This is a genomic window from Actinoplanes sp. NPDC051851 (genome assembly GCF_040681165.1).
In the GTDB taxonomy this organism is placed as follows: Bacteria; Actinomycetota; Actinomycetes; order Mycobacteriales; family Micromonosporaceae; genus Actinoplanes.
Genome location: NZ_JBFAYF010000085.1, coordinates 1 through 23,918 on the forward strand (window position 1 = coordinate 1; position 23,918 = coordinate 23,918).

Annotated in this window: 24 protein-coding genes; 18 read left to right on the forward strand and 6 right to left on the reverse strand. The window is 70.8% G+C overall.

The genetic code is table 11. The features are described from left to right. Positions 1-71 precede the first annotated feature (71 nt). Positions 72-764 carry a GntR family transcriptional regulator gene (locus AB0M08_RS42810; protein WP_364506577.1) on the reverse strand — a complete coding sequence of 231 codons (693 nt, stop codon included), beginning with the start codon at positions 762-764 and terminating at the stop codon, positions 72-74. A 216-nt stretch (positions 765-980) separates the two neighbouring features. Between AB0M08_RS42810 and AB0M08_RS42815 the strand changes: the two genes are divergently transcribed. Beyond that, positions 981-1,991, forward strand: a complete 1,011-nt coding sequence (locus tag AB0M08_RS42815; protein WP_364506583.1) for a PrpF domain-containing protein — start codon at positions 981-983, stop codon at positions 1,989-1,991. A gap of 201 nt (positions 1,992-2,192) precedes the next feature. On the opposite strand, the gene AB0M08_RS42820 is transcribed toward AB0M08_RS42815, so the two are convergent. After that, on the reverse strand, positions 2,193-2,603 hold the full coding sequence (locus tag AB0M08_RS42820; protein WP_364506585.1) for a cupin domain-containing protein: 411 nt from the start codon (positions 2,601-2,603) through the stop codon (positions 2,193-2,195). A gap of 149 nt (positions 2,604-2,752) precedes the next feature. Here AB0M08_RS42820 and AB0M08_RS42825 point away from each other — a divergent pair, with 149 nt between their 5' ends. The 12 genes from AB0M08_RS42825 to AB0M08_RS42880 all read left to right on the forward strand — a co-directional run bounded on the left by AB0M08_RS42825 (position 2,753) and on the right by AB0M08_RS42880 (position 13,554). Then, positions 2,753-3,325 carry a carboxymuconolactone decarboxylase family protein gene (locus AB0M08_RS42825; RefSeq protein WP_364506588.1) on the forward strand — a complete coding sequence of 191 codons (573 nt, stop codon included), beginning with the start codon at positions 2,753-2,755 and terminating at the stop codon, positions 3,323-3,325. Further along, positions 3,322-4,812, forward strand: coding sequence for a sugar ABC transporter ATP-binding protein (locus tag AB0M08_RS42830; RefSeq protein ID WP_364506591.1), 1,491 nt, complete (start codon positions 3,322-3,324; stop codon positions 4,810-4,812). Before AB0M08_RS42825 ends, AB0M08_RS42830 begins: the two co-directional genes overlap by 4 nt. Further along, entirely contained in the window at positions 4,809-5,786 is a 978-nt protein-coding gene (locus AB0M08_RS42835; protein WP_364506594.1) for an ABC transporter permease, read from the forward strand. Before AB0M08_RS42830 ends, AB0M08_RS42835 begins: the two co-directional genes overlap by 4 nt. Positions 5,787-5,847: 61 nt before the next feature. Continuing rightward, positions 5,848-6,795: a sugar ABC transporter substrate-binding protein gene (locus tag AB0M08_RS42840; RefSeq protein ID WP_364506597.1), complete on the forward strand. Its 948-nt coding sequence runs from the start codon at positions 5,848-5,850 to the stop codon at positions 6,793-6,795. 95 nt (positions 6,796-6,890) lie between these two features. After that, positions 6,891-7,811, forward strand: a complete 921-nt coding sequence (locus AB0M08_RS42845) for a LysR family transcriptional regulator (protein WP_364506600.1) — start codon at positions 6,891-6,893, stop codon at positions 7,809-7,811. 79 nt (positions 7,812-7,890) lie between these two features. Then, on the forward strand, positions 7,891-8,799 hold the full coding sequence (locus AB0M08_RS42850; protein WP_364506603.1) for a VOC family protein: 909 nt from the start codon (positions 7,891-7,893) through the stop codon (positions 8,797-8,799). Continuing rightward, positions 8,796-10,220, forward strand: a complete 1,425-nt coding sequence (locus tag AB0M08_RS42855) for an NAD-dependent succinate-semialdehyde dehydrogenase (RefSeq protein ID WP_364506606.1) — start codon at positions 8,796-8,798, stop codon at positions 10,218-10,220. Before AB0M08_RS42850 ends, AB0M08_RS42855 begins: the two co-directional genes overlap by 4 nt. A 3-nt stretch (positions 10,221-10,223) precedes the next feature. Then, positions 10,224-10,982, forward strand: a complete 759-nt coding sequence (locus AB0M08_RS42860; protein WP_364506609.1) for a fumarylacetoacetate hydrolase family protein — start codon at positions 10,224-10,226, stop codon at positions 10,980-10,982. Further along, a complete protein-coding gene (locus AB0M08_RS42865; protein WP_364506612.1) occupies positions 10,979-11,350 on the forward strand; it encodes a VOC family protein in 372 nt (123 codons plus the stop codon). Before AB0M08_RS42860 ends, AB0M08_RS42865 begins: the two co-directional genes overlap by 4 nt. Further along, the gene (locus tag AB0M08_RS42870; RefSeq protein WP_364506615.1) at positions 11,350-12,120 is read left to right on the forward strand and encodes an alpha/beta hydrolase; all 771 of its coding nucleotides are present in this window, start codon (positions 11,350-11,352) and stop codon (positions 12,118-12,120) included. The genes AB0M08_RS42865 and AB0M08_RS42870 overlap by 1 nt, the downstream gene beginning before the upstream one ends. Then, positions 12,117-12,563, forward strand: coding sequence for a heme-binding protein (locus AB0M08_RS42875; RefSeq protein ID WP_364506617.1), 447 nt, complete (start codon positions 12,117-12,119; stop codon positions 12,561-12,563). Before AB0M08_RS42870 ends, AB0M08_RS42875 begins: the two co-directional genes overlap by 4 nt. Next, positions 12,556-13,554: a hypothetical protein gene (locus tag AB0M08_RS42880; RefSeq protein WP_364506620.1), complete on the forward strand. Its 999-nt coding sequence runs from the start codon at positions 12,556-12,558 to the stop codon at positions 13,552-13,554. The genes AB0M08_RS42875 and AB0M08_RS42880 overlap by 8 nt, the downstream gene beginning before the upstream one ends. A 42-nt stretch (positions 13,555-13,596) precedes the next feature. Here the strand turns inward: AB0M08_RS42880 and AB0M08_RS42885 are convergent, their stop codons facing one another. Next, entirely contained in the window at positions 13,597-13,884 is a 288-nt protein-coding gene (locus AB0M08_RS42885) for a putative quinol monooxygenase (protein ID WP_364506622.1), read from the reverse strand. Between the two features lie 90 nt (positions 13,885-13,974). Here AB0M08_RS42885 and AB0M08_RS42890 point away from each other — a divergent pair, with 90 nt between their 5' ends. From AB0M08_RS42890 to AB0M08_RS42910, 5 genes are all read left to right on the forward strand, one after another. Then, positions 13,975-15,384 (forward strand): aldehyde dehydrogenase family protein, encoded by a 1,410-nt coding sequence (locus AB0M08_RS42890; protein WP_364506625.1) that lies wholly within the window; start codon positions 13,975-13,977, stop codon positions 15,382-15,384. 28 nt (positions 15,385-15,412) lie between these two features. Next, entirely contained in the window at positions 15,413-16,603 is a 1,191-nt protein-coding gene (gene lhgO, locus AB0M08_RS42895) for an L-2-hydroxyglutarate oxidase (protein ID WP_364506627.1), read from the forward strand. 101 nt (positions 16,604-16,704) lie between these two features. Next, positions 16,705-17,571 (forward strand): amidohydrolase family protein, encoded by an 867-nt coding sequence (locus AB0M08_RS42900; RefSeq protein ID WP_364506630.1) that lies wholly within the window; start codon positions 16,705-16,707, stop codon positions 17,569-17,571. A 1-nt stretch (position 17,572) separates the two neighbouring features. Beyond that, a complete protein-coding gene (locus AB0M08_RS42905) occupies positions 17,573-19,237 on the forward strand; it encodes a thiamine pyrophosphate-dependent enzyme (RefSeq protein WP_364506633.1) in 1,665 nt (554 codons plus the stop codon). A 17-nt stretch (positions 19,238-19,254) separates the two neighbouring features. Beyond that, positions 19,255-20,307 carry an Ldh family oxidoreductase gene (locus AB0M08_RS42910; RefSeq protein WP_364506636.1) on the forward strand — a complete coding sequence of 351 codons (1,053 nt, stop codon included), beginning with the start codon at positions 19,255-19,257 and terminating at the stop codon, positions 20,305-20,307. A gap of 106 nt (positions 20,308-20,413) precedes the next feature. On the opposite strand, the gene AB0M08_RS42915 is transcribed toward AB0M08_RS42910, so the two are convergent. The 3 genes from AB0M08_RS42915 to AB0M08_RS42925 all read right to left on the reverse strand — a co-directional run bounded on the left by AB0M08_RS42915 (position 20,414) and on the right by AB0M08_RS42925 (position 23,872). Beyond that, complete coding sequence (locus tag AB0M08_RS42915) at positions 20,414-21,976, reverse strand: methyl-accepting chemotaxis protein (protein WP_364506639.1); 1,563 nt, start codon at positions 21,974-21,976, stop codon at positions 20,414-20,416. 95 nt (positions 21,977-22,071) lie between these two features. Further along, entirely contained in the window at positions 22,072-22,905 is an 834-nt protein-coding gene (locus AB0M08_RS42920; RefSeq protein WP_364506642.1) for an ABC transporter ATP-binding protein, read from the reverse strand. A gap of 28 nt (positions 22,906-22,933) precedes the next feature. Further along, positions 22,934-23,872, reverse strand: coding sequence for an iron chelate uptake ABC transporter family permease subunit (locus AB0M08_RS42925; protein WP_364506663.1), 939 nt, complete (start codon positions 23,870-23,872; stop codon positions 22,934-22,936). Positions 23,873-23,918: the final 46 nt, after the last annotated feature.

A 23,918-nucleotide genomic window follows, 5' to 3' on the forward strand; every position in this document is an offset into this window, starting at 1 on the left:
GGCAGGCAGGGCATAAACGCTCCACCGCCCTGCCTGCCCACCCACCGCCCCAGCCGTCCCAGGGTGACCGACTAGGCGGGCCCCCCAAGATAATCCATCGACCGCAACGCCTCGATCACGCTGGAGATGTGCTCGCGCATCGCGAACTCCGCAGCCTTGGCGTCATGATCACGAATCGCCGCGATGATCCGCTCATGCTGGGGGAGGGAGATCTGGGGCCGCCCGGGAAGCAGTGACAACATGTACTGGTGCCGGACCAGCTGACCGCGCAGGGTCTCCACGATGCGGTCGGCGGTCTGGTGCTGCGCGATCTCGCGGACCAGCGCGTGCAGCCGGACGTTCAGGTCGCTGTAGCGACGGTATTCGCCCGCTTCGACGGCCCGGCGCATCAGGACACCGATCTCGTCGAGCTCGGTGGCCTGCTCGGTGGTGACCCGCTCGGCGGCGCGGGCCGCGATCAGCCCTTCCACCACCATGCGGACCTCGGTTATCTCGACCGCTTCGGCCATCGAGACCTTGCGGACCTGGGCGCCGCGGTTGCGCTGGACCTCGATCAGTCCCTCGGAGGCGAGGTCCTGCAGGGCGGCCCGGACGTTGAAGCGGCTGGCGTCGAGGCGTTCGCAGAGCTGGGCTTCGACGAGCCGTTCGCCGGGGAGGTACTCGCCGCGCAGGATGGCGTCGCGGAGGGTGTCGCGGGCCTGGGTCGCCGTGGTCGGGGCGCTCGCCCGTGCCGATCGTCGATCGGTGTCGTGATCAGACGCCATCTGTACTCGTTGTCTTCCTTGTCGGATGGTTCCTTCTGCCGGACCCCTCATCATGCCGGAATCGGGTGGCTTCGTGCAGCTCGCGGTCCATCGGCGTTGGCGAGTCCTGACATTCGGGATCGATATGAGGGAAGAAATCCGATCGATGTCGGGGAGTCTTCCCACCGCTCACAGGATTGTCAACAATCATCTCCACCGGTAACACGAGGAGGACCGATGGCAGACGTGAACGGCGTTCCGGTGCTGGTGATGCGCGGGGGTGGTACCAAGGGCGCCTACTTCCGGGCCGGTGACCTGCCGTCCGATGAGGGCGAACGGGATCGCCTGCTGCTCACACTCACCGGCTGGCCGCGCGGCGTGGACGGGGTGGGCGGGCAGGTGGCGGTGGTCGTGGACGCCGCCGCCGACCCGCTCGTCGCCGACGTCGGGTGCCTGGTCCTGACCGCGCGCCGGGACCGTCCGGGGGTGGAGACCGCGCGCCCGTGCGGCGGGATCCTGGCGGCGGTGGGCGCCTTCGCGATCGAGCGCGGGCTGGTCTCCGCCGCTTCCGGCTCCTTCTCCGACGTACGCGTCATGCCGGGCCCGATCGGCTTCCCGGTCACCGTCCGGGTGCCGCTGCACGGGGGCCGGCCGCTGTACGACGGCGACACCGCGATCAGTGGTGTCCCCGGCACGTCCGCGCGGTTCCTGATCGCGCTCGCCGGACTGCCGACGCTGCCCACCGGACGGCTCACCGACGACCTGGACGGCGTGCCGGTCACCCTGATCGATAACGGTCGTCCGGTGGTCCTGGTCCCGGCCGCCGCGCTCGGTGTCACCGGGTACGAGACCCCGACCCGGCTGGAGTACGACCACGGTCTGCGGCAGCGGGTGGACTCGCTCCGGCTGCGCGCCCGCGAACTGGCCGGCGCGGTGCCCCGGATGTGCCTGGTGGCCCCGCCGATGCAGGGCGGCAACCTCTGCACCCGGACGTTCGGCCGGGAGCGGGTGCACGCCGGGATCGGGGTGCGCACCGCGGTCGGGGTGGGCGCGGCGGCGGCGCTGCCGGGCAGTGTCGCGGCGGGCCTGGTGAAGCCGGCGGCGCCGGGGGTGGCGCGGGACGTGCTGCGGCTGGAGCACCCGTCCGGCTTCTTCGACGTGGTGGCCGAGCCGGGGGAGGGGCGGTCGGCGATCGTCAGCACCGCCCGCCTGCTGGTCGACGGTCAGGTGATGATCCGGGCGCGATAGCCGGAAAGCTGGAGAAGAGCTGAGAATCCGCAGGCCGGGACGGTTACCGTCACCGGCCTCGATTTTGTTGACATTATTTCCGACGATTCGTAACGTGCCGGTTACGCCCGTCGGTCGGCGCCCCGGCCGGGCCACATCTGGATCGCTGTCGAGCCAGGGAGGTCCCGGGATATGCCCGTTCGCCCCATCTCACCCGTGCGCTCAGTCACGCCCCATCTGGTCCTGCGGGGAGAGGTGCTCGACCGTGACGCCGGTGTCGGTGAACGTCCGGGTCACGTGGCCCGAGGTGTAGACCCAGAGGATCCGCAGCGGGCCGTCGCCCACGTTCCGGAACAGGTGCGGGATCGGCGACGGGATGTACGTGGTGTCGTACCGGCTCAGTCGCGTGACCACGCCCTCGACCAGCACCTCGGCCTCGCCGTCCAGGATCGTGACGTGCTCGTCGCAGTTGTGCGAGTGCATCGGGGCGCCGGTGCCGGCCGGGTAGACGCTGATGCCGCTGGTGATCCGGTTCTCGCCGCCGGCCGCCGTGGTGGTGATGAGCGGCGTGGTGGCGATCGCCCCGCCGCGGTCCAGGACGGTCACTTCCGAGGACTTGATGATCACGGTCATCGGCCGAGCGTAGGCCCGCCGGGGCGACGCGAGATGCAGCCTTACCTTGCGTTCGACGACGTGTGAGGCCCTATCAAAGCGTTGTTACGTTCTTGCGAAACACCCAGGCCCGAGTGTTCGGGATCACAAGCCAAAGGGGCTGGTCGTCGATGAGACTTCCCGTCGTCAACCCGGATGAGATGACCCCGCGCCAGCGGGAGGTGGCCGAGCGCATCGCCGGCCGCCGCGGCGCCGTCCGCGGACCCTTCCGCGTCTGGCTGCAGAGCCCCGAGCTCTGCGACCGGGTGGAGTCGCTCGGCGCGTTCCTCCGCTTCGAGTCCAGCCTGCCGCTGCGGCTCCGCGAGCTCTCGTTGCTGATCGCCGCCCGGCACTTCGACGCGCAGTACTCGTGGAACGCGCACTGGGAGAAGGCGGTCGCCGAGGGCATCCCGCTGGAGGCGGTCGAGGCGATCGCGAACCGGGAGCGGCCGGTCTTCGACCGGGACGAGGACGCCGCGTTCTACGCGTTCTGCACCGAGCTGCTGGAGAACCACTTCGTCGGTACCGAGACGTTCGAGACGGCCCGGAAGCACTTCGGCGACGAGGGGCTGGTCGACACGGTCGGCTCGCTGGGCAATTTCAGCATGCTGGCGATGTGCCTCAACGCGTTCGAGGTCGACCTGCAGGCCGACCGCGAGCCGCCGTTCCCGGACGTCCGCGGGTACGCCCGGGTCGAGTCGTGACCACCCCGGTGCTGACCGTCCGGGACGTCTCCAAGAGCTTCGGCGGTGCCGCCGCGCTCAAGGGCGTCTCGGTCGAACTCCTCCCCGGCGAGGTGCACGCGCTGATGGGGATGAACGGCGCCGGCAAGTCCACGCTGGTGCAGATCATCTCCGGGGTGCTGAACCCGGACGCCGGCCGGCTCGAGATCGGCGGGCAGTCACCCCGGCACCTGACCCCGCGGCTCGCCCGGCGGCTCGGCGTCTCGATCGTCCCGCAACGGCGGGAACTGGTGATGACGCTGACCGTGGCCGAGAACATCATGCTGGGTGACCTGCCCACCGGCGGTGCGGTGGTGCGCTGGGGGACCGTACGGGAGAACGCTCGTGAGGCTCTGAAGGGACTGGGCCTGGAGATCGACCCGGACGCGATCGCGGGTGACCTGACCGTGGCCGAGCAGACCATGGTCGAGGTGGCGCGCGAGGTCCGCCGGGGTGGCCGGGTGCTGATCCTCGACGAGCCGACCGCCTGCCTCGGGCCGGAGGCCGCCGCGCAGATCCGCGAGCTGGTGCTCCGGTTGCGGGAGAGCGGCGTCGCGGTGGTCTTCATCTCGCACCACATCTCCGAGGTGCTCGGCCTCGCCGACCGGATCACCGTGCTCCGTGACGGCGAGGTCACCTGGACCGGGCTCAGCAAGGAGACCGACGAGCGCGGGCTGGTCCGCGACATGGTCGGCCGCGAGGTGGTCTCGCGGCGCCCGGGGCGGGACGGACGCTGCGGAGACGAGGTCGGCCTGAGCGTCCGGAACCTCAGCCAGGGCCGGTTCCTGGCCGATTTCGATATCGACGTACGCCGTGGCGAGATCGTCGCGGTGCTCGGCCCGGCCGGCGACGCCCAGTCCCGGCTCTTCGACCTGCTCTCCGGACGGCGCCGCCCGGACCGGGGCACGGTGGCCGTGGCCGGCCGGGCAGTCCGGCCGGGCCGCGTCGCGCACTCGCTCGCCAGCGGGCTGCGCTGCGTCACCGGCGACCGCCGCCGTCTCGGCCTGATCCCCGGGCTGACCATCGACGAGAACCTGCTGCTCGCCCAGGACCGCCTGGACCGCCGCCGGATGCACCGCTGGGGACTGCTCGCCGAGCGGGCCGCGCCGTTGCGCGCCGACTACCGGGTGGTCTCGCTGGTCCGTAACCCGCCGGTGGAGCAGCTCTCCGGCGGCAACCAGCAGAAGGTGCTGCTCGCCAAGTGGCTCGGCACCGCGCCCTCCGCGGTCCTGCTGGAGGACCCGACCAACGGCGTCGACGTCGCCGCGATGGCCGAGATCCACACCCTGGTCGACGCGCTCGCCGCCCGGGGCGTCGCCGTCCTGCTCGCGTCCTCCTCCGCCGAGGAGGTGATGCGCCTCGCCGACCGGGTCGTGGTGGTCCGCGACGGTCGCCGCATCGCCGAGTACGACGTCGACCGGATCACCCGGGACGACCTGATAGCCGCCACGCTTGGAGGAGCACTGTGAGCACCACGCCGACCCTCGCCCGGCCCGCGGCACCCGTGCGTACCGCCCGGATCAGGTCGATCCCGCACGCCGGGCTCCTGCTGGTGCTGGTCCTGATCGTGGTCTTCGCCAGCGTGCGGAGCGACGCGTTCCTCAGCTCCAACAACCTGCTCAACGTGCTGCGCCAGGTCAGCGTGGTGGCGGTGATCGCGGCCGGGCTCACCCTGCTGATGGTGGCCGGCGGCATGGACTTCTCGATGGGCGGCAACGTCGCGGTCACCACGGCGGTGGCGGCGCAACTGCTCGCGCACGGCTGGTCCACCGGGGTCACCCTGCTCCTCTCGATCGGGCTGGCGATCCTGATCGGACTGGTCAACGGCGCGGTGGTGACCTTCACCGGCGTCGCGCCCTTCGTGGCCACGCTCGCCACCGCGACCCTGCTGGACGGCGTGGCGCTGCTGGTCATCAACGGGATGAGCGTCTCGATCGGCATGCATCTCTTCACCCTCGGCAACGGCACCACGCTCGGGCTGCCCAACCTGGTCTTCGTCGCGGCCGTGGTGCTCGCGCTGACCGCCTTCGTGATGCGCTACACCACCTTCGGGCGGGACGCCTTCGCCATCGGCGGCAACGAGGACGTGGCCCGGCTCAGCGGGATCAACGTCGTCAGGGACAAACTTCTCCTGTACGGGCTGGCCGGAGCGCTCGCCGGGCTGGCCGGGATCATGCTCCTCTCCCGCCTGGCGGCCAGCAGCCCCGGCACCGGCGGCCTGCAGCTGCAGCTCACCGCGGTGGCCGCGGTGGTGATCGGCGGGACGTCGCTGGCCGGCGGGCGCGGCACGGTCGGCGGCACCATCCTCGGCGTGCTGCTGCTCGGCGTGGTCGCCAACGTGCTGAACCTGCTGCAGATCTCCTCCTACTACCAGCAGATCTCGGTCGGCGCGGTGCTGCTGATCGCGGCGATCGCGAACCTGCTCCAGCGCCGCCGGCACTAGACATCTCTCCCCGCTCGCCCTTCCTTCCCCTGAGCACGGCCTTTTGAAAGGCGGATATCTGATGAGAAATACCCTGCGCGCGGCCGCCGCGCTGATCGCCTCGGCGATCTGCGTGACCGCGGTCGCCGCCTGTGATGATTCCTCCGGCGCCGCGTCCGGCGGCACCGTCACTCTCGGCTTCGTGAACGGCGCGAACACCGAGTTCCACACCTGCCTGGAGAAGGCGGTGAACGCCCAGGCCACCGAGAGCGGCGCGACGGTGGTGACCGCGAACTCCAAGCAGGACCCGGGCACCGAGCTGGCCAACATCGAGGACATGATCTCGCGGAACGTGAGCGCGCTGATCGTGCAGACGGTCAACGTGGACGCGCTCAAGAACGACATCGCCAAGGCGAAGGCCGCGAACATCCCGATCTTCCTGACCTCGGTGGTCAGCGACGACACCACCGACATCCTGGGCGCCGTGGTCGTCGACCTGAAGGGCCTGGGCGCACTGGACGCCGGCTGGATCGCCGAGGACGCGGGCAGCGACCCGGTCGAGGTGGGCGTGATCGCGGGTGCCCCCGGTGCCGCCTCCGACCTCATGGTCGCCGGGTTCACCGGGGCGCTGCCGTCGACCGCGACGGTGGTGGCGAACCAGCCCGGCATGTTCAACCGGGCCAAGGCCCAGGACGTCGCCGAGAACATGATCCAGGCACACCCCAACCTGAAGTACGCGTTCGTCGCCAACGAGGACATGGCGTTCGGGGCCTACCAGGCGTTCCACGCGGCCGGGAAGGACGTCAAGATCGTCACGGCGAACGGTACCGACGAGGGGCTGGCCGCGATCGAGGACGGCCGGTTCTCCGCCACGGTGGCGAACTCGGCCACCGCCACCGGTCAGCTCGCGGTGAAGAACACGCTCGCGCTGCTGAACAAGCAGAGCGCCGAGAAGATCGCGAACACGCCGATCACGCTGATCACCAAGGAGAACCTCGCCGAGGCTCCGCAGTACTGCCTGAAGGATTGAACTGTCTGAAGGATTGAACTGCCTGAAGGACTGATTCCCTCCCCCGGTGGGGGAGCGCTGCCCGCTCTCCCACCGGTCCGTCGTTGGAGAATCCCATGGATCGCATTCTGGTCATGCGCAGCTTCGTCACGGTCGCGAAGGTGGGCAGTTTCAGCGGTGCCGCGAAACAGCTCGGCACCTCCGGCTCGCTGATCTCCCGGCACGTCGCGGACCTGGAGAAACAACTCGGCGTGCACCTGGTCAACCGGACCGCGCGCTCGGTCAGCCTGACCGAGCCGGGCCTGCGGTACAGCGAGTTCGCCCAGCGGATCCTGGACGAGATCGACGCGGAGGACGCCCGGATCGCGGAGGCGCACGACCGTCCGGAGGGTCCGCTCTCGATCATCTGCCCGAAGTGGATCGGGGGGCTCGACCTCGGGGACGCGATCGCCGCGTTCGCGGTGGCCCACCCGAGGATCGCGGTCCGCTTCGAGCTCGGCGGCATGTCCGACCGTACGTACGACTTCCTGGACTCGGGGTTCGACGTCGCGTTCCACACCCGTGACCTGCGGGACTCGAGCGTACGGCTGAAAAGGATCGCGTCGTTGCCGTTCGTGCTCTGCGCGTCGGACTCCTACATCGCCGAGCACGGGCTGCTCACCGACCCGAACGCGCTGGCCGAGCACGACTGCCTGGTGCACGTGAACGACCCGGTGTGGCGGATCGGGCACGGGCACGCCAGCACGCTGCACAAGATCCGGAACATCGCGTTCCAGTCGAACTCGTACATCGCCCTGCAGAAGGCTGCGGTGCACGGGCGGGGGATCGCGCTGCTGCCCAGCCGGTCCGCGTACGACGACCTGGTCGACGGCAAGCTGCGGGTGCTGCTGCCCGAGCTGGCCGTGCCGAGCCGCTCGCTCTACGCGATCTACGGCCCCGCGGCGCAGATCCCGCGCAAGGTCGAGGTCTTCCTCGGCTTCCTCACGAAATGGTTCGCCGAGAATCCGCTTCCGGTATTCGAGCAGGTTCCGCAATGAACGATTGCGAATTCCGTGGGGCTCGGTGTGCGGAATGCGCTCCTAGGATCGGAACGACCGAACGGAAAGGGGTACGGCGGTGGGAGTCCAGCGCATCGAATCGGTGATTTACACCGTCGATGACCTCGCCACGAACGTGCGTTTCTTCGACGACTTCGGGCTGACGCTCGTCCGGGTGGAGGAGAGGCGGGCCGTCTTCGAGACCCGTATCGGACAGCGCCTGATCCTGACCACCGAGAGCGATTCCGGCCTGCCGCCGGCGCTGGAGGACGGCCCGACGGTCCGGGAGATCGTCTGGGGCGTGGACACGCCGGCGGAGCTCGCCCGGCTGGTCGCGAGGGTGGCCGTCGACCGCCCGGTGCGGGAGGACGCCGAGGGGGTCTTCCACACCGTGGACGAGACCGGCTTCGGCGTCGGCCTGACCGTGGCCACCGGCTCCGCCTACGAACCCGTGGCGCCGCGGAAGGCGAACACGATGGGCTCGGTCGGCCGGGTCAACGAGGCGCTCGGCCCGGTCGGCCGGGTACGCCCGCTGCGGATGTGCCACGTCGCGCTGAACATCCCGAAGGCCGGGCAGGAGGCGGCGGTCGCGTTCTACACCGACCGGCTGGAGTTCATCCCGACCGACGTGGTCAAGCCGATGGGCACGTTCATGCGGGTCGAAGGGGACGCGGACCAGCACAACTTCCTGCTCTGTCACCGGCCGGACAGGGCCGGGATCAACCACGTCTCGTACGAGGTGGCCGGCTTCGACGACGTGATCGAGGGCGGCAACCACATGATCGAGAAGGGCTGGCAGGAGGCGCGGAAGCTGGGCCGGCACACGGTCGGCTCCAACGTCTTCCGGTTCGTGCACGCCCCGTGCGGCGGGCGGGTGGAGATCGCCGCCGACATGGACCGGGTGGACGACACGTACGGCACGCGCGTCCACGAGACCGCCCCGCCGCACCACATCTGGACGCTGCTCAGCAGCCGGGAGAGGTCATGACTGATGTGAAGCTCTACATCGATGGCGAGTGGGTGGAGACCGGCGAAGGCCTCCCCGTGCTCGACCCCGCCACCGAGGAGATCATCGGGCAGGTTCCGCTCGCTACGACAGCGGACCTGGATCGTGCCCTCGAGGCCGCGACCCGCGGGTATGGGCAATGGCGGAACACCCCGATCGCCGAGCGCACCGGGATCCTGCTCAGGGCCGCCGCTCTGCTCACCGAGCGGGCCGACCGGGTCGCCCGGGTGATGACGCGGGAGCAGGGGAAACCGTTGCCGGAGGCGCGCGGCGAGGTGCTGCGGGTCGCGGGCGCGCTGCGCTGGGACGCCGAGGACGCGCGCCGGGCCTACGGGCGGATCATCCCGTCCGCGGACGACACCGTGCTGAGTGTCCGGCAGGAACCGATCGGGCCGGTGGCCGCGTTCACGCCGTGGAACTTCCCGGCCGGTTCGCCGATGCGGAAGATCGCCGGGGCGCTCGCGGCGGGCTGCTCGATCGTCATCAAGGCCGCCGAGGAGACCCCCGGGACCGCCTGCGAGCTGGTCCGCTGCTTCGCCGACGCGGGAGTCCCGGCGGGCGTGCTCAACCTGGTCTTCGGTGACCCGGCCGAGGTGTCGAGGCACCTGATCGCGTCGGAGGCGATCCGGCTGGTCGCGTTCACCGGGTCGATCCCGGTCGGGAAGCTGCTCGCCGCGCAGGCCGGCGCCGCGATGAAGCCCTCGCTGATGGAGCTCGGCGGCCATGCCCCGGTGATCGTCTGCGCGGACGCCGACCCGGTGCGGGCGGCCCGGAAGTCGGTCTTCGCCAAGTTCGTCAACGCCGGTCAGGTCTGCACCTCGCCGAGCCGGTTCCTGGTGCACACGTCGGTGTACGAGCGCTTCGTCGAGGAGTTCGGGGCGGCCACCGATCGGGTGGTCGTCGGGAACGGTCTCGACGACGGCGTCACGATGGGCCCGCTCGCCAACCCGCGGCGACTCAAGGCGATGGAGGAGCTGGTCGCGGACGCGGTCAGCAAGGGGGCCGTCCTCAACAGGGGCGGCGAGCGGCTGGACCGGCCCGGGTTCTTCTTCGCGCCGACCGTGCTCACCGGCGTCACCGAACAGATGCGGGTGATGCGCGAGGAGCCGTTCGGGCCGATCGCGCCGATCATGGCGTTCGACGACCTGGACGACGCGCTGCGGATCGCCAACTCGCTGCCGTACGGGCTGGCCGCCTACGGGTTCACCCGGTCGTCGAAGACCGCGGAGACGCTGGTCCGGGGCTTCGAGGCGGGCATCCTCTCGATCAACCACTGTGGCGGGTCGGTGCACGAGGCGCCCTCCGGCGGGGTCAAGTCCAGCGGGTACGGCCGGGAGGGCGGACCCGAGGGCCTGGAGGCGTACCTGGTCACCAAGCGCGTCTCGCACCTGCTGGTGGACTGAGCGATGAGGCTGAGCCGCATCCGGTACGAGGGCCGCCCGGTCCGCGCGGAGATCGAGGACGACCGGGCGTTCGTGCTCGATGGTGATGACAAACGGACAGGGCGCTCCGTCGAGCTGGCGACCGCCGACTTCCTGCCGCCGGTGGTGCCGGGCGTCTTCTACGCGGTCGGGTACAACTACCGGAGCCACGTCGCGGAGCACGGTGCGAAGGTGCCCGAGCGGCCCGAGGTCGGGTACCGCGCCAACAACGCGCTGACCGGGCACAACACGCCGATCGTGCGCCCCGAGGGGGTCACCGGGCGCTTCGAGGCGGAGGGCGAACTGGTCGCGGTTCTCGGCCGTACCCTCAGGAGGGCGTCGAGGGACGAGGCGCGAGCGGCCGTCCTCGGCTGGACCATCGGCAACGATGTCAGCGCCCGGGAGTGGCAGCACGCCGACCGCACGTTCTGGCGGAGCAAGAACAGCGACACCTTCAAGCCGATGGGCCCGTGGATCGAGACCGATCTCGATCCGATGGCGCAGACCACCACCGTCCGGGTCGACGGGAGCGTGCGGGCCGCCTTCGCCACCGGCGACATGATCTTCGACCCCTACGACTACCTCGTCGAGACCAGCAAGTACATCACCCTGCACCCCGGCGACGTGCTCTGGATGGGCGCGGACAGCACCGTCCAGCTCGAACCCGGCACCGTCGTGGAGATCGAGATCAGCGGGATCGGCGTGCTCGCGAACCCCGTACTGACCGAAAGGCATCCCTCATGAGCAATGCTCCGAAGTACATCCACCACGTGAACTTCCCGACCACTGATCCGGAACGGACCAAGGAGTGGTACGCCAAGGTCTTCGGGCTCAAGGCGATCACGCCGAAGAGCAACACCAGGGTGGTCCTGATGACCCGGGGCAACTTCGACCTGCACTTCACGCCGGTCGAGGAGATGGACCGGATGGCGCCGTACCACTTCGCGATCGAGGTGGAGGACTGGGACGGGTTCCTGGCGCACCTGACCGAGCTGGGCATCCGGCACACCCGGCCGATCGAGCGGCCGGAGAACCAGTCCAAGTTCTGCTACATCCACGACCCGGACCACACCATGATCGAGCTCGTCTACCACGGAAAGCGGCCCGCCTGATGCCCTTCGCAACCTCTGTGGACGGCGCGAAGATCTACTACGAGCGCCACGGCTCCGGCCCGGCGATCCTCTTCGTGCACGGCTCGGGCGGGCACCACGCCGCCTGGTGGCAGCAGGTCGCCGCGCTGCGCGACCGGTACACCGTGGTCACCGTCGACCTGCGCGGGTTCGGCAGGTCGGACTCGTCGATGCCGGAGTTCGACGGGCAGGACTTCCCGGGCGACCTGATCGCGGTCCTGGACGCCGAGGATCTGCACGACGTGCTGCTGGTCGGGCAGTCGATCGGCGCGGTGGCCGCGCTCCGGGCCGGATTGCTGAGGCCCGATCGGGTACGCGGCGTCGCGCTCGGCCACTCGCTCGGCGGACTCGGCCACCCGGAGCTCTCCGAGCTGGTCGCCGCGGACCGGGCGGAAGCCGTCAAGCTGCCGGTACTGGACCGGCTGCTCTCGAAGCGGTTCCAGCAGGAGGAGCCCGCGCGGACCTTCCTCTTCCAGCAGATGGGGACGTTCAACGTCGCCAAGATGGCCGACCTGCGGAACCTGTCGGTGAACGGCCCGTCGATCGAGGAGATCGTCTCCTCCGGCGTGCAGGTCTGGTTCCTGGCCGGCGAGGCCGACGCGGTGCTCGGCGTGACCACCATCCGGCGGGCCCACGAGCTGGTCAAGGGCTCGCACCTGACGGTCGTGCCGGGCGCGCCGCACTCGATGTACTGGGAATCGCCCGAGCTGTACAACGTCGCGGTCGCGGAGATCCGGGAGGCGCTCTCATGAGCAGGCTGACACTGGCGGCGGCCGAGGAGATCCTGGCCGGCGTGCTGAAACGCGGCGAGCACCTGGGCAAGGCGCTGAGCGTGGCGGTCGTGGACGCGGGCGGGCACCTGATCGCGGTCAAGCGGTCGGACGGCGCCCGGGCGCTGACGCCGAGCATCGCGATCGCGAAGGCGTACAGCGCGGCGATCATGGAACGGCCGACCAACATGCTCTACGACTGGGCGAACAGCAATCCGGGCTTCTTCGCGCAGCTCTCGGCGATGGCCTCGCACCCGATCGTGGCCACCGAGGGCGGGGTGACGGTCAAGCGCGACGGCGAGATCCTGGGCGGCCTCGGCGTCTCCGGTGGCACGCCGGCCGAGGACCAGGCGGCCTGCGAGGAAGTGCTCGCGGAGCTCGGCTATGAGCTCGTGTTCGCGGCGTGGGGGAAGAATCGTGGCTGACACCTTCAAGTTCCGGATCGATCACCACGGCAGTCTGGTCCGGCCGCCGGAGCTGCTCGCGGCGCGCTCCGGTGATCCGGCGCTGCTGCGCGCGGTGGAGGACGCGGCGATCGCGGAGGCCGTACGCAGGCAGCGGAGGCTCAGCCTGACCGTGGTCACCGACGGTGAGTTCCGGCGGGCCGACCTGCGCAGCGCGGTGGTCGACGCGGTCCACGGGTTCAGCCGGCACGGTGACCGCTGGGTCGCCGACGGCGAGCTGAAGCCGCATCGTTCGCTGGTCGCGGAGGACGCGGGGGCGCTGACCGCGCTGACCCGGATCCCGGCGAAGGCGACGCTGCCCTCGCCCGCCTACCTCGCCTCGGTCTGCTACGAACCGGGTGGGAGCTGGGAGAGCGCCCGCGAGCTGGGGCTCGCGCTGGCCGCGATCATCCGCGACGAGATCTCCGCGCTGATCGCGAACGGCGTCCGGTACGTGCAGATCGACAATATCGGATATTCCGGGTATCTGGCGGGCGGGTCGGCGCCCTCCGTGCTGTCGCTCGACGAGTCGATCGAGATCGACAGCGCGGCCGTCACCCTTGCCGACAAGCCTTTTAACGTACGTATCGGATTATGTCCCCTCAACTCGGCTCAGGCGATCGACGTCGGGGTGGCCGAGAAGCTGTTCGGATCGGTGCCGGTCGACCGGTGGAGCCTGCCGTTCGACAAGGGAACCGACGGCGAGGTGGCGCTGCTCCGGGCGGTCCCCGCGTCGAAGGACGTCTGTCTCGGCATCGTCGATCCGGGGGTCGCCGCGCTGGAGGAGATCGACACGATCATGGACCGGATGGACGTTGCGGGCGCGATCCGGGACCTGGAGGACGTGGCGGTCGGCCCGAGCGCCGGGTTCGCCCCGGTGGCCGGCGGCCCGTCGATCGGCGTCGAGGACCAGTGGCGCAAGCTGATCCACGTCGAGACGATCGCCCGGATGTGCTGGGGCAACGAGCTCTGATCTCTCCCGGCGGGGCCGGTCTCCCGGCCCCACCGGCGAAGCTCAGAGCACCTCGGCGAAGGTGACGCGGCGGTCCAGGAGACGCGGGCGGACCGTGGTCACGATGTGCTCGTGGAAATGGTCGCTCGCGGCGTGCGCCTCGAAACCGGCCCGGTCGGTGTAGACCTCGTACAGCACGAAGACGTTCTCGTCCTCGGTGTCGAGATGCACGGCGTACTCGACGTTTCCGGGCTCCTCCCGGGTGCGTTCCCGCATCGTCAGCAACGACTCCCGGATCAGTTCCGCGTCCTGCGGGGCGCAGCGGTAACGGGCGATGACGGCGTAGGCCATGAATTCCTCCACAGTTCTGTCGGCGGTCCCGATCTCAGCAAAGAAATCGGTGCGCCGGACGCAATCAATGCTTGACGAGAAGGAGCAGTGATGGCCGTACGCGCCATGGAGACCCTGGTCGGCGGGGAGTGGATCGGGGCGGACGGCGGGGTCGACGTCTACGACCCGGCCGACGTCCGCGAGCCGTTCGCCCGGGTCCCGGCCCTCACCGCGAAGCAGGTCACCGAGGTCTACCGGGCCGCCGCCGAGGGCTACGCGACCTGGCGGGCCACCTCGCCGATCGAGCGCTGCCGGGTGCTGGCCCGGGCCGCGGTGCTGCTGCGGGAGCGGGCCGACGAGATCGCCGGCGCCATCCACGCGGAGAACGGCAAGACCCCGGCCGAGGCGCGCGGCGAGGCGGAGAAGACCGCCGACTTCTTCGAGTACTACGCGGCGGTCGGCCGGCAGGAGTACGGCTCCCTGATCGCCGACGCCCGCCCGGACACCCGGGCCGGTTTCCAGCGCGAGCCGCTCGGCGTGGTCCTGGCGATCACCCCGTGGAACGACCCGCTGATCACCCCGGCGCGCAAGCTCGCCCCGGCCCTCGCCGCCGGCAACGCCGTGGTGCTCAAGCCGGCCACCGAGACCCCGGTCTCCGGGCTTCTCCTGGCCCGGGCGCTGCACGACGCGGGACTGCCGGCCGGGGTGATCAACGTGGTCACCGGGCGTACCGCGGAGATCTCCGACGCGCTGCTCGACGACCCGCGGATCGCCGCCGCGACCTTCACCGGCGGCAACGCGGTCGGCGAGGCGCTGCGGGTCCGGTTCGCCGAGCGGGGCGTCCGGTTCCAGGCCGAGCTGGGCGGCAAGAACGCCTCGGTGGTGCTGGCCGGCGCCGACCTGCCCCGGGCCGCCGCCGCGATCGCCGCCGCCGCGTTCGGGCAGGCCGGGCAGCGCTGCACCGCGACGAGCCGGGCGCTGGTCGACCGGACGGTCCACGACGATTTCCTGGCGCTGCTGCGTGCCGAGGTCGCCGGGTCGCGGCCCGGTCCGCTGGTCAGCCCGGCGCACCGGGACGGTGTCCTGCGGCACATCGCCGTCGCGGTCGAGCAGGGTGCCCGGGCCGAGCGGACCGACCTGGAGACGCCGCCGTACGGCTGTCACGTGGCGCCGACCATCCTCACCGGCGTCACGCCCGAGATGGACGTGTGGCGCGAGGAGGTTTTCGGCCCAGTTCTGGTGGTACGCCCGGTCGACGGCCTCGATGAGGCGATCGCCGCCGTCAACGACACCCGGTACGGTCTTGCCGCCGCGATCTTCACGGACAGCCTTTCCGCAGCCCACCGGTTTGTGGATGCGGCCGACTGTGGTCAGATCGCGGTCAACACCACCACCTCGGGATGGGACGTGCACCAGCCCTTCGGCGGCTTCCGCGACTCCGGTTCGGCGTTCAAGGAGCAGGGCGCCGAGGCGTTGCGCTTCTACACCAAGGTCAAGACGTTCGCCATTCACTTCGGGTGAGTGGGCGGACAGAAGGCGAGCATGGGCAATGGCGGACGAGACCATCGGAATCGTCGGGGCGGGCATCGTCGGCCTGGCGATCGGCCGGGAGATCACCCTGCGCCGGCCGGGCACCCGGGTCGTGGTCCTGGAGAAGGAGCACGACGTGGCCCTCCACCAGACGGGACACAACTCCGGTGTCGTGCACGCCGGCATCTACTACCAGCCGGGCAGCCTGAAGGCCGCGCTCTGCACCCGGGGGCGCTCGCTGCTCAGGGAGTACTGCCAGGAGCGGTCGATCGCGTACGACGAGTGCGGCAAGCTGGTCGTCGCGGTCCGGCCCGACGAGATGGGCCGGCTGGACGCCCTGGAGGCGCGGGCCCGGGAGAACGACGTACCCGGGCTCCGGCGGGTCGACCCGGCCGGGATCCGGGAGATCGAGCCGCACGCCGCCGGGCTGGCCGCGCTGCACTCGCCGGAGACCGCGATCACCGACTTCCCGGGCGTCGCGCGGGCCTTCGCCGAGGACATCACGACGGCCGGCGGCGAGGTGCGCACCGGCTGGGCGGTGGACCGGATCACCGAGCGGGGCGGGCGCATCGAGGTGGCGGCGGGGGAGCGGCGGCTCCCGGTGGACCGGCTGATCGTCTGCGCCGGCATCCAGAGCGACCGGGTGGCCCGCCTCGCCGGTGACGCCCCCGGCCCGGTCATCGTCCCGTTCCGCGGCGAGTACATGCGGGTCAGCGCGGCGAAGGCGGACATGGTCCGGGGCATGATCTACCCGGTCCCGGACCCGCGGTACCCGTTCCTCGGCGTGCACTTCACCCGCCGGGTCACCGGGGTGGTCGAGGTCGGCCCGAACGCGGTGCTCGCCACCGCGCGGGAGGGCTACCGGCGCTCGGACGTCTCGCTGCGTGACCTCGCCGCGCTCGCCGCCTGGCCGGGCGCCTGGCGGATGGCCGGGCAGCACTGGCGGACCGGCGTCAAGGAGGTGCGTGGGTCGCTCTCCAAGAGCCGCTACATGGCCGAGGCGATGCGGTACGTGCCGGAGATCGGCGCGGCCGACGTCGAGCGGGCCGGCGCCGGGGTACGGGCCCAGGCGCTGGACCGGGACGGCGGGCTCGTCGACGACTTCCGGATCCACCGGGTCGGGCCGGTCACGGCCGTACGCAATGCCCCGTCGCCTGCGGCGACCTCGTCGCTCGCCATCGCCGAGCACGTCGTCGAGGAGATCTTCTAGCAGCGCATTCGTGCAACAAGCGATTGCACGCCACGGACTCCGCAGCGCGCCGATTTCTTTCTAGCGTCATTCACACAGCCGTTACAGGAAGGAACGCGCATATGTTCGTCGTCGACTCCCAGGTGCACATCTGGAAGGAAGAGACTCCGGACCGTCCCTGGGTTCCGGGCGCTCGCGAGCGCATCCGGCTGAACGGCCACCGGGAGGACCCGTTCAGCTACGAGGAGTGCCTCGCGATGATGGACGAGGCCGGCGTCAACCGGGCCCTGATCCTCCCGCCGTCCTGGGAGGGCGACCGGATCGACTACGCCCTGGAGGCGTGCGAGGCCCACCCGGACCGGTTCGGCATCATGGCCCGGATCCCGCAGAACAGGCCGGCCGAGGGTGCGGCGATGCTCCGGGACTTCGCGCAGAACCCGTACATCAAGGGCACCCGGCTGACGTTCCACCGGCCGATCGACCGGAACTGGATGATCGACGGTACGAACGACTGGTACTGGCCGCTCGCCGAGGAGCTGCGGATCCCCACCATGGTGCACGCGCCGATCTGGAAGGCCGAGCTCGGCGCGATCGCGGGGCGGCACCCGAACCTGAAGATCATCATCGACCACATGGGCATCATGGCCCGCTGCGTCGACGACGCCATCGGCTACTGGGTGCAGGAGACCGCCGACCTGCACAAGCACCCGAACATCTACGTCAAGGTGTCGGCCATCCCGGGCTACTCGACCCAGCCGTTCCCGAACCTGAACATCGAGAAGTACGTCCGCGAGATGGTCGACAGGATGGGCCCGGAGCGCTGCTTCTGGGGCACCGACATCACCCGGCTGATGGGGCACGGCCTCACCTACGTCGAGACGATCGAGCAGTTCACCAAGCACTTCGACCTGACGCCGGAGGAGCTGGAGTACATCATGGGCCGCGGCATCTGCGAGGTCCTGGACTGGCCGATCGAGACCGGTAACTGAGATGGCGCACTCCACCGACGGCGGGGACGCGGTCGTCGCCGCGTTCACCGCGGTGGGGGCGGACTACATCTTCTCCTCGCCGGGGTCCGAGTGGGCCCCGGTGTGGGAGTCGCTGGCCCGCCGCCACCGAGACGGACTGCCCTGTCCCGCCTATCTGGACCTGACCCACGAGACCGTCGCGGTCGGCATGGCCACCGGGTACGCGCTGGTCACCCGCCGTCCCCAGGGTGTCCTGCTGCACGCCGGCCCGGGTCTGCTGCAGGGCGCGATGGCCGTGCACGGCGCGCTGCTCGCCGGTGCGCCGATGCTGGTCGCCTCCTCCGAGTCGGTCACCTACGGCGACGGCCCCGGCCCCGACCCGGGCGGCCAGTGGTACCGCAACCTCTCGGTGGTCGGCGGCCCGCACACGATGGCCGCGCCGTTCACCAAGTGGTCCAACCAGGCGGCCAGCGTGCACACGCTGCCCACGATGATCACCCGGAGCGCCGAGCTGGCGTCGCGGGCGCCGGCCGGCCCGGTCTACCTCAACATCCCCCTCGAGGTGCTGCTGGAGGAGTGGGACGGCCCGGAGCCGAAGCCGATCGCGGCGCGCGGGTCGACGGTCAGCTCGGCCGAGGACATGCAGGCGGTCCTGGAGCTGCTGGCCGCCGCCGAGCGGCCGGTGATCATCACGGAGACGACCGGCCGCGAGGAGGGCGGTGTCGCGGCGCTGGTGGCCTTCGCCGAGGCGCTGGGCGTCCCGGTGGTCGAGCCGGCGTCGGCGGTCTGCGTGAACTTCCCGCGCGACCACGAGCTGCACGCCGGTGGCGACATCGAGCCGTTCGTGGACACCGCGGACGTGATCGTGCTGCTCAACTGCCGGGCGCCGTTCTACCCGCCGAGCCGGCGGCCGGCGCGTGCGAGGATCGTGGTGATCGACGAGGTGCCGCAGCGGCCGCACATCGTCTACCAGGTGCTCAACGCGGACTTCTACCTCGAGGGCGGAGTCGCCGCGACGCTGCGCGAGCTGGCGGTGCGATGGATTGAGCAGGGACTTAAAGCTAAAAATCCCGTTAAATCCGATACTGATCTCACGGCTGTGGAGTCCCGCGCGGCCGGGGGCGACCGGATCGACCCGGTGACGGTCACGGCCGTACTCCGGAGCCTGTTGTCCGATAGCGACATCGTGGTGGACGAGACCATCACGCACAGCCGGGTGGTGCAGAAGCATCTCCGGCGGACCGTCGCCGACACGTACTTCTACGTGCAGGGCGGGCTCGGGCAGGGGATCGCGGTCGCGCTCGGCGTGAAGCTCGCGGCGCCCTCGGCGACCGTGGCGCTGACCATCGGCGACGGCGCATTCCTCTACAACCCGATCGTGCAGTCGCTGCAGGCCGCCCGGGCCAACGGGCTGCCGCTGCTGATCGTGGTCTACAACAACACCGAGTACCGGTCGATGAAGATGAACCACCTGCGCTTCTACCCGGACGGCGCGGCGGTGCAGACCGGGGAGTTCCTCGGCAACAGCCTCGCCGACCAGCCCGACCTGGCCGCCCTCGCCGAGCCGTTCGGCATGCACGGCGAGACCGTCTCGAAGCCCGCCGACCTGGCGCCGGCCCTGGAGCGCGCGCTCAAGGCCGTGCACGGCGGCACCACCGCGATCGTCAACGTCCGCGTCGCCCGCTGACCATTCCTGGAGCTGTCATGCCCCCATCCAAAGTCGTGATCCCCGCCGGTGAGCTGCGCGGACTCGTCGACGCCCTGTTCGTCGCGGCCGGCCTCGCCGCGGAGCACGCGACCGCCGTCACCGACGTTCTGACCTGGGCCAGCCTGCGCGGGGTCGACTCGCACGGCGCCGCCCGGGTACCCCGATACCTGGAACTGCTCGACGCGGGCGAGGCCAATCCGGTGCCGGATCTGCGCTGGGAGTCCACCACCGCGGCGGTGGCGGTCCTCGACGCGGACCGGGCGCCGGGTCCGGTCGCGCTGACCGCGGCGGTGGACCGGGCGGTGGACCTGGCGGGTGCCTCCGGTTCCGGCATCGTGGGGGTACGCCGTACCGTCCACACCGGCGCGATCGGCTACTACACGTCCCGGATCGCCGCGCGGGGCCTCGTCGGGATCGCCTTCGTGGCCGGGATGCCGCAGATGACGTACCCCGGGGTCAAGGGGGCCGCGGTGGCGACGAGCCCGCTGTCGATCGCGGTGCCGGCGGCCGGGCACGCGCCGGTGCTGCTGGACATGGCGACGGCGGGCATCGCGCTCGGCAGGATCGCCCAGTACCGCAACGCCGGTAAGGAGCTTCCCGAGGGTACGGCGGCGACCGCGGACGGCGTACCGACCACCGACCCGAACCTGGCGAAGATGCCGCTGCCGCTCGGCGGTGCGAAGGGCGCCGGCATGTCGCTGGTGTTCGAGCTGCTCACCAGCGTGCTGGTCGGTGCCCCGATCCTGCGCGACGTCCACTCCGGAGGCCCGTCGGCCCGGGTGCACCGGCAGAACGCCCTGATCATGGCCCTGGACCCGGCGGCGTTCGGCACCGGCGACACGTTCGCCCCGGCGGTGGGGGAGACCCTCGACGCGCTCAAGGGCCTGGTCCGGGCGAGCGAGGACGAGGAGATCCGCTACCCGGGCGAGCGCAGCGCCGCGGTGGCCGCCGAGCGGACGGCCACCGGCGTCCCGGTCGCCGCCAAGGTCTGGTCCGAGATCCAGGTCGCCGCCGAGAAGCTGGGCGTCCCCCTCCCACTCACCGCCTGACCCACTTACCGCCTGACCCACTCACCGCCTGACCCGCTCCGGGCGGTCCGGCCGCGGGTTTGGCTGGTGCCAAAACCCCACCAGCCAAACCCTGCGCCGGCCGCCGTCAGTAGCTGAAGCGGCTGACCAGGCGGTTCAGGTCGTCGGCGAGGGCGCCGAGCTCGGCGGCCGCCTGCTGGCCCGCGGCGACGCCCATCGTGCTCTGCTCGGCCGCGCTGGAGACGCCGTTGATGTTGTGGGCGATCTCCGAGGCGCCGCTCGCCGCGGTGGCCACGTTGCGGTTCATCTCCGCCGTAGTCGCGGTCTGCTCCTCGACGGCCGAGGCGATCGTGGTCTGGAACTGGTTGATCTTCTCGATCACCTCGCCGATCCGGGCGATCGCGGCCACCGCGCTCTCGGTGTCGGCCTGGATGGCCTGCACCCGCTGCGAGATGTCCTCGGTCGCCTTCGCGGTCTCCTGGGCCAGCTCCTTGACCTCGCCGGCCACCACCGCGAAGCCCTTGCCGGACTCGCCCGCCCGGGCCGCCTCGATCGTCGCGTTCAGGGCGAGCAGGTTGGTCTGCTCGGCGATGCTGGTGATCACCTTGACCACGTCGCCGATCTCCTGCGAGCTGGCGCCGAGCTTGCTGACCGTGCCGGTGGTCTCGGCGACCACACTGACCGCCTCCATGGTGACGCCGGCGCTGGCCGCGGCGCTCTGCGAGATCTCCTGGATGGCCAGGGCCATCTCGTCCGCGCCGGTGGCGACGGTCTGCAGGTTGAAGGAGACCTCGGCGGCGGCGGTGTTCGCGGCGTCGGCCTGGTCGGTGACGGCCTGCGAGCCGGCCACCGTCTGGTCGTTGACCCGGTTCAGCTCCTTCGAGCTGTTCGCGAGCAGCGCGGCGCTCTCGGCGAGCGCGGTGACGGTCTCCCGGACCGAGGTGGTGGCCCGGTTGACCGAGCGGGCCATCGCGCCGATCTCGTCCTTGCCGTCCGCCGGGATCTGGTGGGTCAGGTCGCCGCTGGCCACCTGCTCCATCGCGGTGGCGACCGGGTGCAGCCGGCGGGTGATCGACCGGGCCACCAGCAGCGCCAGCCCGATGCCGACCAGCAGGGCGACGCCGAGCGCGGTGAATACCTGGGTACGGGCCTTCTCGTACGCGTTGTGGGCGGCCTCGAGGGCCTCGACGGCGTCGGCGCTCTCCGCGTCGGAGAGCGTGTTGAGCGAGGTGCCCATGCCCTCCAGGGCGTCGGTGAAGTCGCTCAGCGTCACGCTCTTGCCGGCCGCGGCGTCGGTGCCGGCCTGCACGAACGCGTCGTAGTAGGTGGAGACCTGCGCGACGGCCGCCGCGGCGTCGCTGCTCTTGGTCTGCGCGGCGTAGCTGTCGAGCGACGCCTTGAGGTCGGTCTTCGCGGTCTCCTGCTTGGTGGCGTAGGTCGCCTTGATGGCCGCGGTCGCCGACAGCAACTGCATGGTCTGGTAGTAGTTCATGTCCGAGAGCCCGGCGCGCATCTCGCCGATCAGGGTCATGTTCGTGACGTTGTTCTTCTTGACCGAGGTGACCCGGTCGTTCATGTCGGCCATCCGCATGATCGCGAGCGTGCAGGCGCCGGCGGTGGTGACCGCGACCACGAGGACGGCCGCGAGGATCTTGTTGCGAACCCGGAGGTTGGTGAACCACCGGGTCATGCCGCTACCGCCGGCGCCTGGGGAGGCCGCTTCAGAGGACATCAGGATTGCGCTCCATGTCCGGATAAGGGGGGACTTGTTATCCCCTCTTATCGTCAGACTTGGGCGTTGACTGAGGGTTCCGGAGCAATCGGGGCGTTGTCCGGTCGCTTCCGGGCAGCCGGGACGACCAGGGGGGTGTGGGTCTCCGGGTCGTCGATCACCCGGCAGGGCAGTCCGAAGACCTCCTCGACCAGCTCGGCGGTGAGCACGTCGTTCGGCGCTCCGGCGGTGGCGACCTTCCCGTCGCGCATGGCGATCAGGTGGGTGGCGTACCGGGCGGCGTGGTTCAGGTCGTGCAGGACCGCCACCAGCGTACGCCCTTGGCGTTCGTGCAGGTCGGCGCAGAGGTCGAGCACCTCGATCTGGTGCGCGATGTCCAGGTACGTGGTCGGCTCGTCGAGCAGCAGCAGCGGGGTCTGCTGGGCCAGTGCCATGGCGATCCAGACGCGCTGCCGCTGACCGCCGGAGAGCTCGTCCACGTTCCGCTCGGCCAGGTCGGCGACGCCGGTGGCCTCCATCGACTCGGCGACCACCTGCTCGTCCTGCGTCGACCAGCGGCGCAGCAGGCTCTGGTGCGGGTAGCGGCCCCGGGAGACCAGCTCGGCCACGGTGATGCCGTCCGGGGCGGTGGACGACTGCGGCAGCAGTCCGAGCGTCTTGGCGACCGCCCGGGTGGCCATCCCGTGGATGTCGTCGCCGTCCAGCAGCACGGTGCCCACGGTCGGCTTCAGCAGCCGGGAGAGGGCGCGCAGCAGGGTGGACTTGCCGCACGCGTTCGGGCCGATGATCACGGTGAACGAGCCGTCCGGGATCTCGACGCTCAGCTCCTCGGCGATGACGCGCTTGTCGTACGCCAGCGTCATCCCGGTCCCGTTGAGACGGCTCATGCTAGTTCTCCTGTGTCCACGTTGTTCATCAGATTCGCCCGGCCCGTCGCTCGCTGACGAGCAGCCAGACGAGATAGGCCCCGCCCAGCGCACCGGTCACCACGCCCACCGGGAGCGGGTAGCCGGAGTGCTGGGCCAGCCAGTCCGCGCCGACCGTGAGGAAGCCGCCGACCGCCATCGACGGCACGATGTTCGGGCCCGGGGCGCGGGTGATCCGCCGGGCGATGTTCGGCGCGATCAGCGCCACGAAGTTGACCGGACCGGCCGCGGCCGCCGCGCACGAGACGATCAGGGCCGCGGCGAGCAGCGCGCCGTTGCGCAGCCGGCGGACCGGGATGCCGAGCCCGGCCGCGATGTCGTCGCCCATCTCCAGCATCCGCAGGCCCGGGGCGCAGGCCAGGATCAGGAACGGCAGCACCACGACGAGTACGGCGAGCAGCGGCAGCGCGTCCTCCCAGCCCCGGCCGTCGAAGCTGCCGGTGAGCCAGAGCATGGCCCGGGCGTTCTCCATCTGGACGCCCTTGGTCAGCAGGTAGCCGCTGATCCCGTTGAGGATCGCGGCCATCCCGACGCCGACCAGGATGAAGCGGTACCCGTGCAGGCCGCGCCGCCCGCCGATCAGCTGGATCACCAGGGCGATCGCCACACCGCCGCTCACCGCCGCGAGGGAGAGCTGGGTGCTGCTGCCGCCGAGGATCACCACGGTCAGCGCCCCGGTGCTCGCGCCGTTGACCACGCCGAGCACGTCCGGGCTGCCCAGCGGGTTGCGGACCAGCGACTGGAAGACCGCGCCACCGGCGGCCAGCGCGACGCCGACCAGGATCGCGGTGACCACCCGGGGCAGCCGGAGCTCGTTGATGATGAAGTCCTGGGCCCGGGTGCCCTGCCCGAAGAGGGTCCGGACCACGTCGGCCGGGCCGATCGGGAAGTCGCCGGTGCCGAGCGCGAGCACGGCGACCGCGGCCATCCCGACGACCGCGATGACGCCGGCGGTGACGGCGCGGGGGCGGATG

Excerpts from the sequence above, each read along its gene's own strand:
- AB0M08_RS42920 (WP_364506642.1), bottom strand. The coding sequence starts at position 22,905 with ATGAGCCGTCTCAACGGGACCGGGATGACGCTGGCGTACGACAAGCGC.
- AB0M08_RS42855 (WP_364506606.1), top strand. The coding sequence starts at position 8,796 with ATGACTGATGTGAAGCTCTACATCGATGGCGAGTGGGTGGAGACCGGC.
- AB0M08_RS42840 (WP_364506597.1), top strand. The coding sequence starts at position 5,848 with ATGAGAAATACCCTGCGCGCGGCCGCCGCGCTGATCGCCTCGGCGATC.
- AB0M08_RS42810 (WP_364506577.1), bottom strand. The coding sequence starts at position 764 with ATGGCGTCTGATCACGACACCGATCGACGATCGGCACGGGCGAGCGCC.
- AB0M08_RS42925 (WP_364506663.1), bottom strand. The coding sequence starts at position 23,872 with ATGGCCGCGGTCGCCGTGCTCGCGCTCGGCACCGGCGACTTCCCGATC.
- lhgO (WP_364506627.1), top strand. The coding sequence starts at position 15,413 with ATGGCGGACGAGACCATCGGAATCGTCGGGGCGGGCATCGTCGGCCTG.
- AB0M08_RS42815 (WP_364506583.1), top strand. The coding sequence starts at position 981 with ATGGCAGACGTGAACGGCGTTCCGGTGCTGGTGATGCGCGGGGGTGGT.
- AB0M08_RS42885 (WP_364506622.1), bottom strand. The coding sequence starts at position 13,884 with ATGGCCTACGCCGTCATCGCCCGTTACCGCTGCGCCCCGCAGGACGCG.
- AB0M08_RS42905 (WP_364506633.1), top strand. The coding sequence starts at position 17,573 with ATGGCGCACTCCACCGACGGCGGGGACGCGGTCGTCGCCGCGTTCACC.
- AB0M08_RS42900 (WP_364506630.1), top strand. The coding sequence starts at position 16,705 with ATGTTCGTCGTCGACTCCCAGGTGCACATCTGGAAGGAAGAGACTCCG.
- AB0M08_RS42865 (WP_364506612.1), top strand. The coding sequence starts at position 10,979 with ATGAGCAATGCTCCGAAGTACATCCACCACGTGAACTTCCCGACCACT.
- AB0M08_RS42870 (WP_364506615.1), top strand. The coding sequence starts at position 11,350 with ATGCCCTTCGCAACCTCTGTGGACGGCGCGAAGATCTACTACGAGCGC.
- AB0M08_RS42825 (WP_364506588.1), top strand. The coding sequence starts at position 2,753 with ATGAGACTTCCCGTCGTCAACCCGGATGAGATGACCCCGCGCCAGCGG.
- AB0M08_RS42875 (WP_364506617.1), top strand. The coding sequence starts at position 12,117 with ATGAGCAGGCTGACACTGGCGGCGGCCGAGGAGATCCTGGCCGGCGTG.
- AB0M08_RS42820 (WP_364506585.1), bottom strand. The coding sequence starts at position 2,603 with ATGACCGTGATCATCAAGTCCTCGGAAGTGACCGTCCTGGACCGCGGC.
- AB0M08_RS42910 (WP_364506636.1), top strand. The coding sequence starts at position 19,255 with ATGCCCCCATCCAAAGTCGTGATCCCCGCCGGTGAGCTGCGCGGACTC.
- AB0M08_RS42845 (WP_364506600.1), top strand. The coding sequence starts at position 6,891 with ATGGATCGCATTCTGGTCATGCGCAGCTTCGTCACGGTCGCGAAGGTG.
- AB0M08_RS42890 (WP_364506625.1), top strand. The coding sequence starts at position 13,975 with ATGGCCGTACGCGCCATGGAGACCCTGGTCGGCGGGGAGTGGATCGGG.
- AB0M08_RS42860 (WP_364506609.1), top strand. The coding sequence starts at position 10,224 with ATGAGGCTGAGCCGCATCCGGTACGAGGGCCGCCCGGTCCGCGCGGAG.
- AB0M08_RS42915 (WP_364506639.1), bottom strand. The coding sequence starts at position 21,976 with ATGACCCGGTGGTTCACCAACCTCCGGGTTCGCAACAAGATCCTCGCG.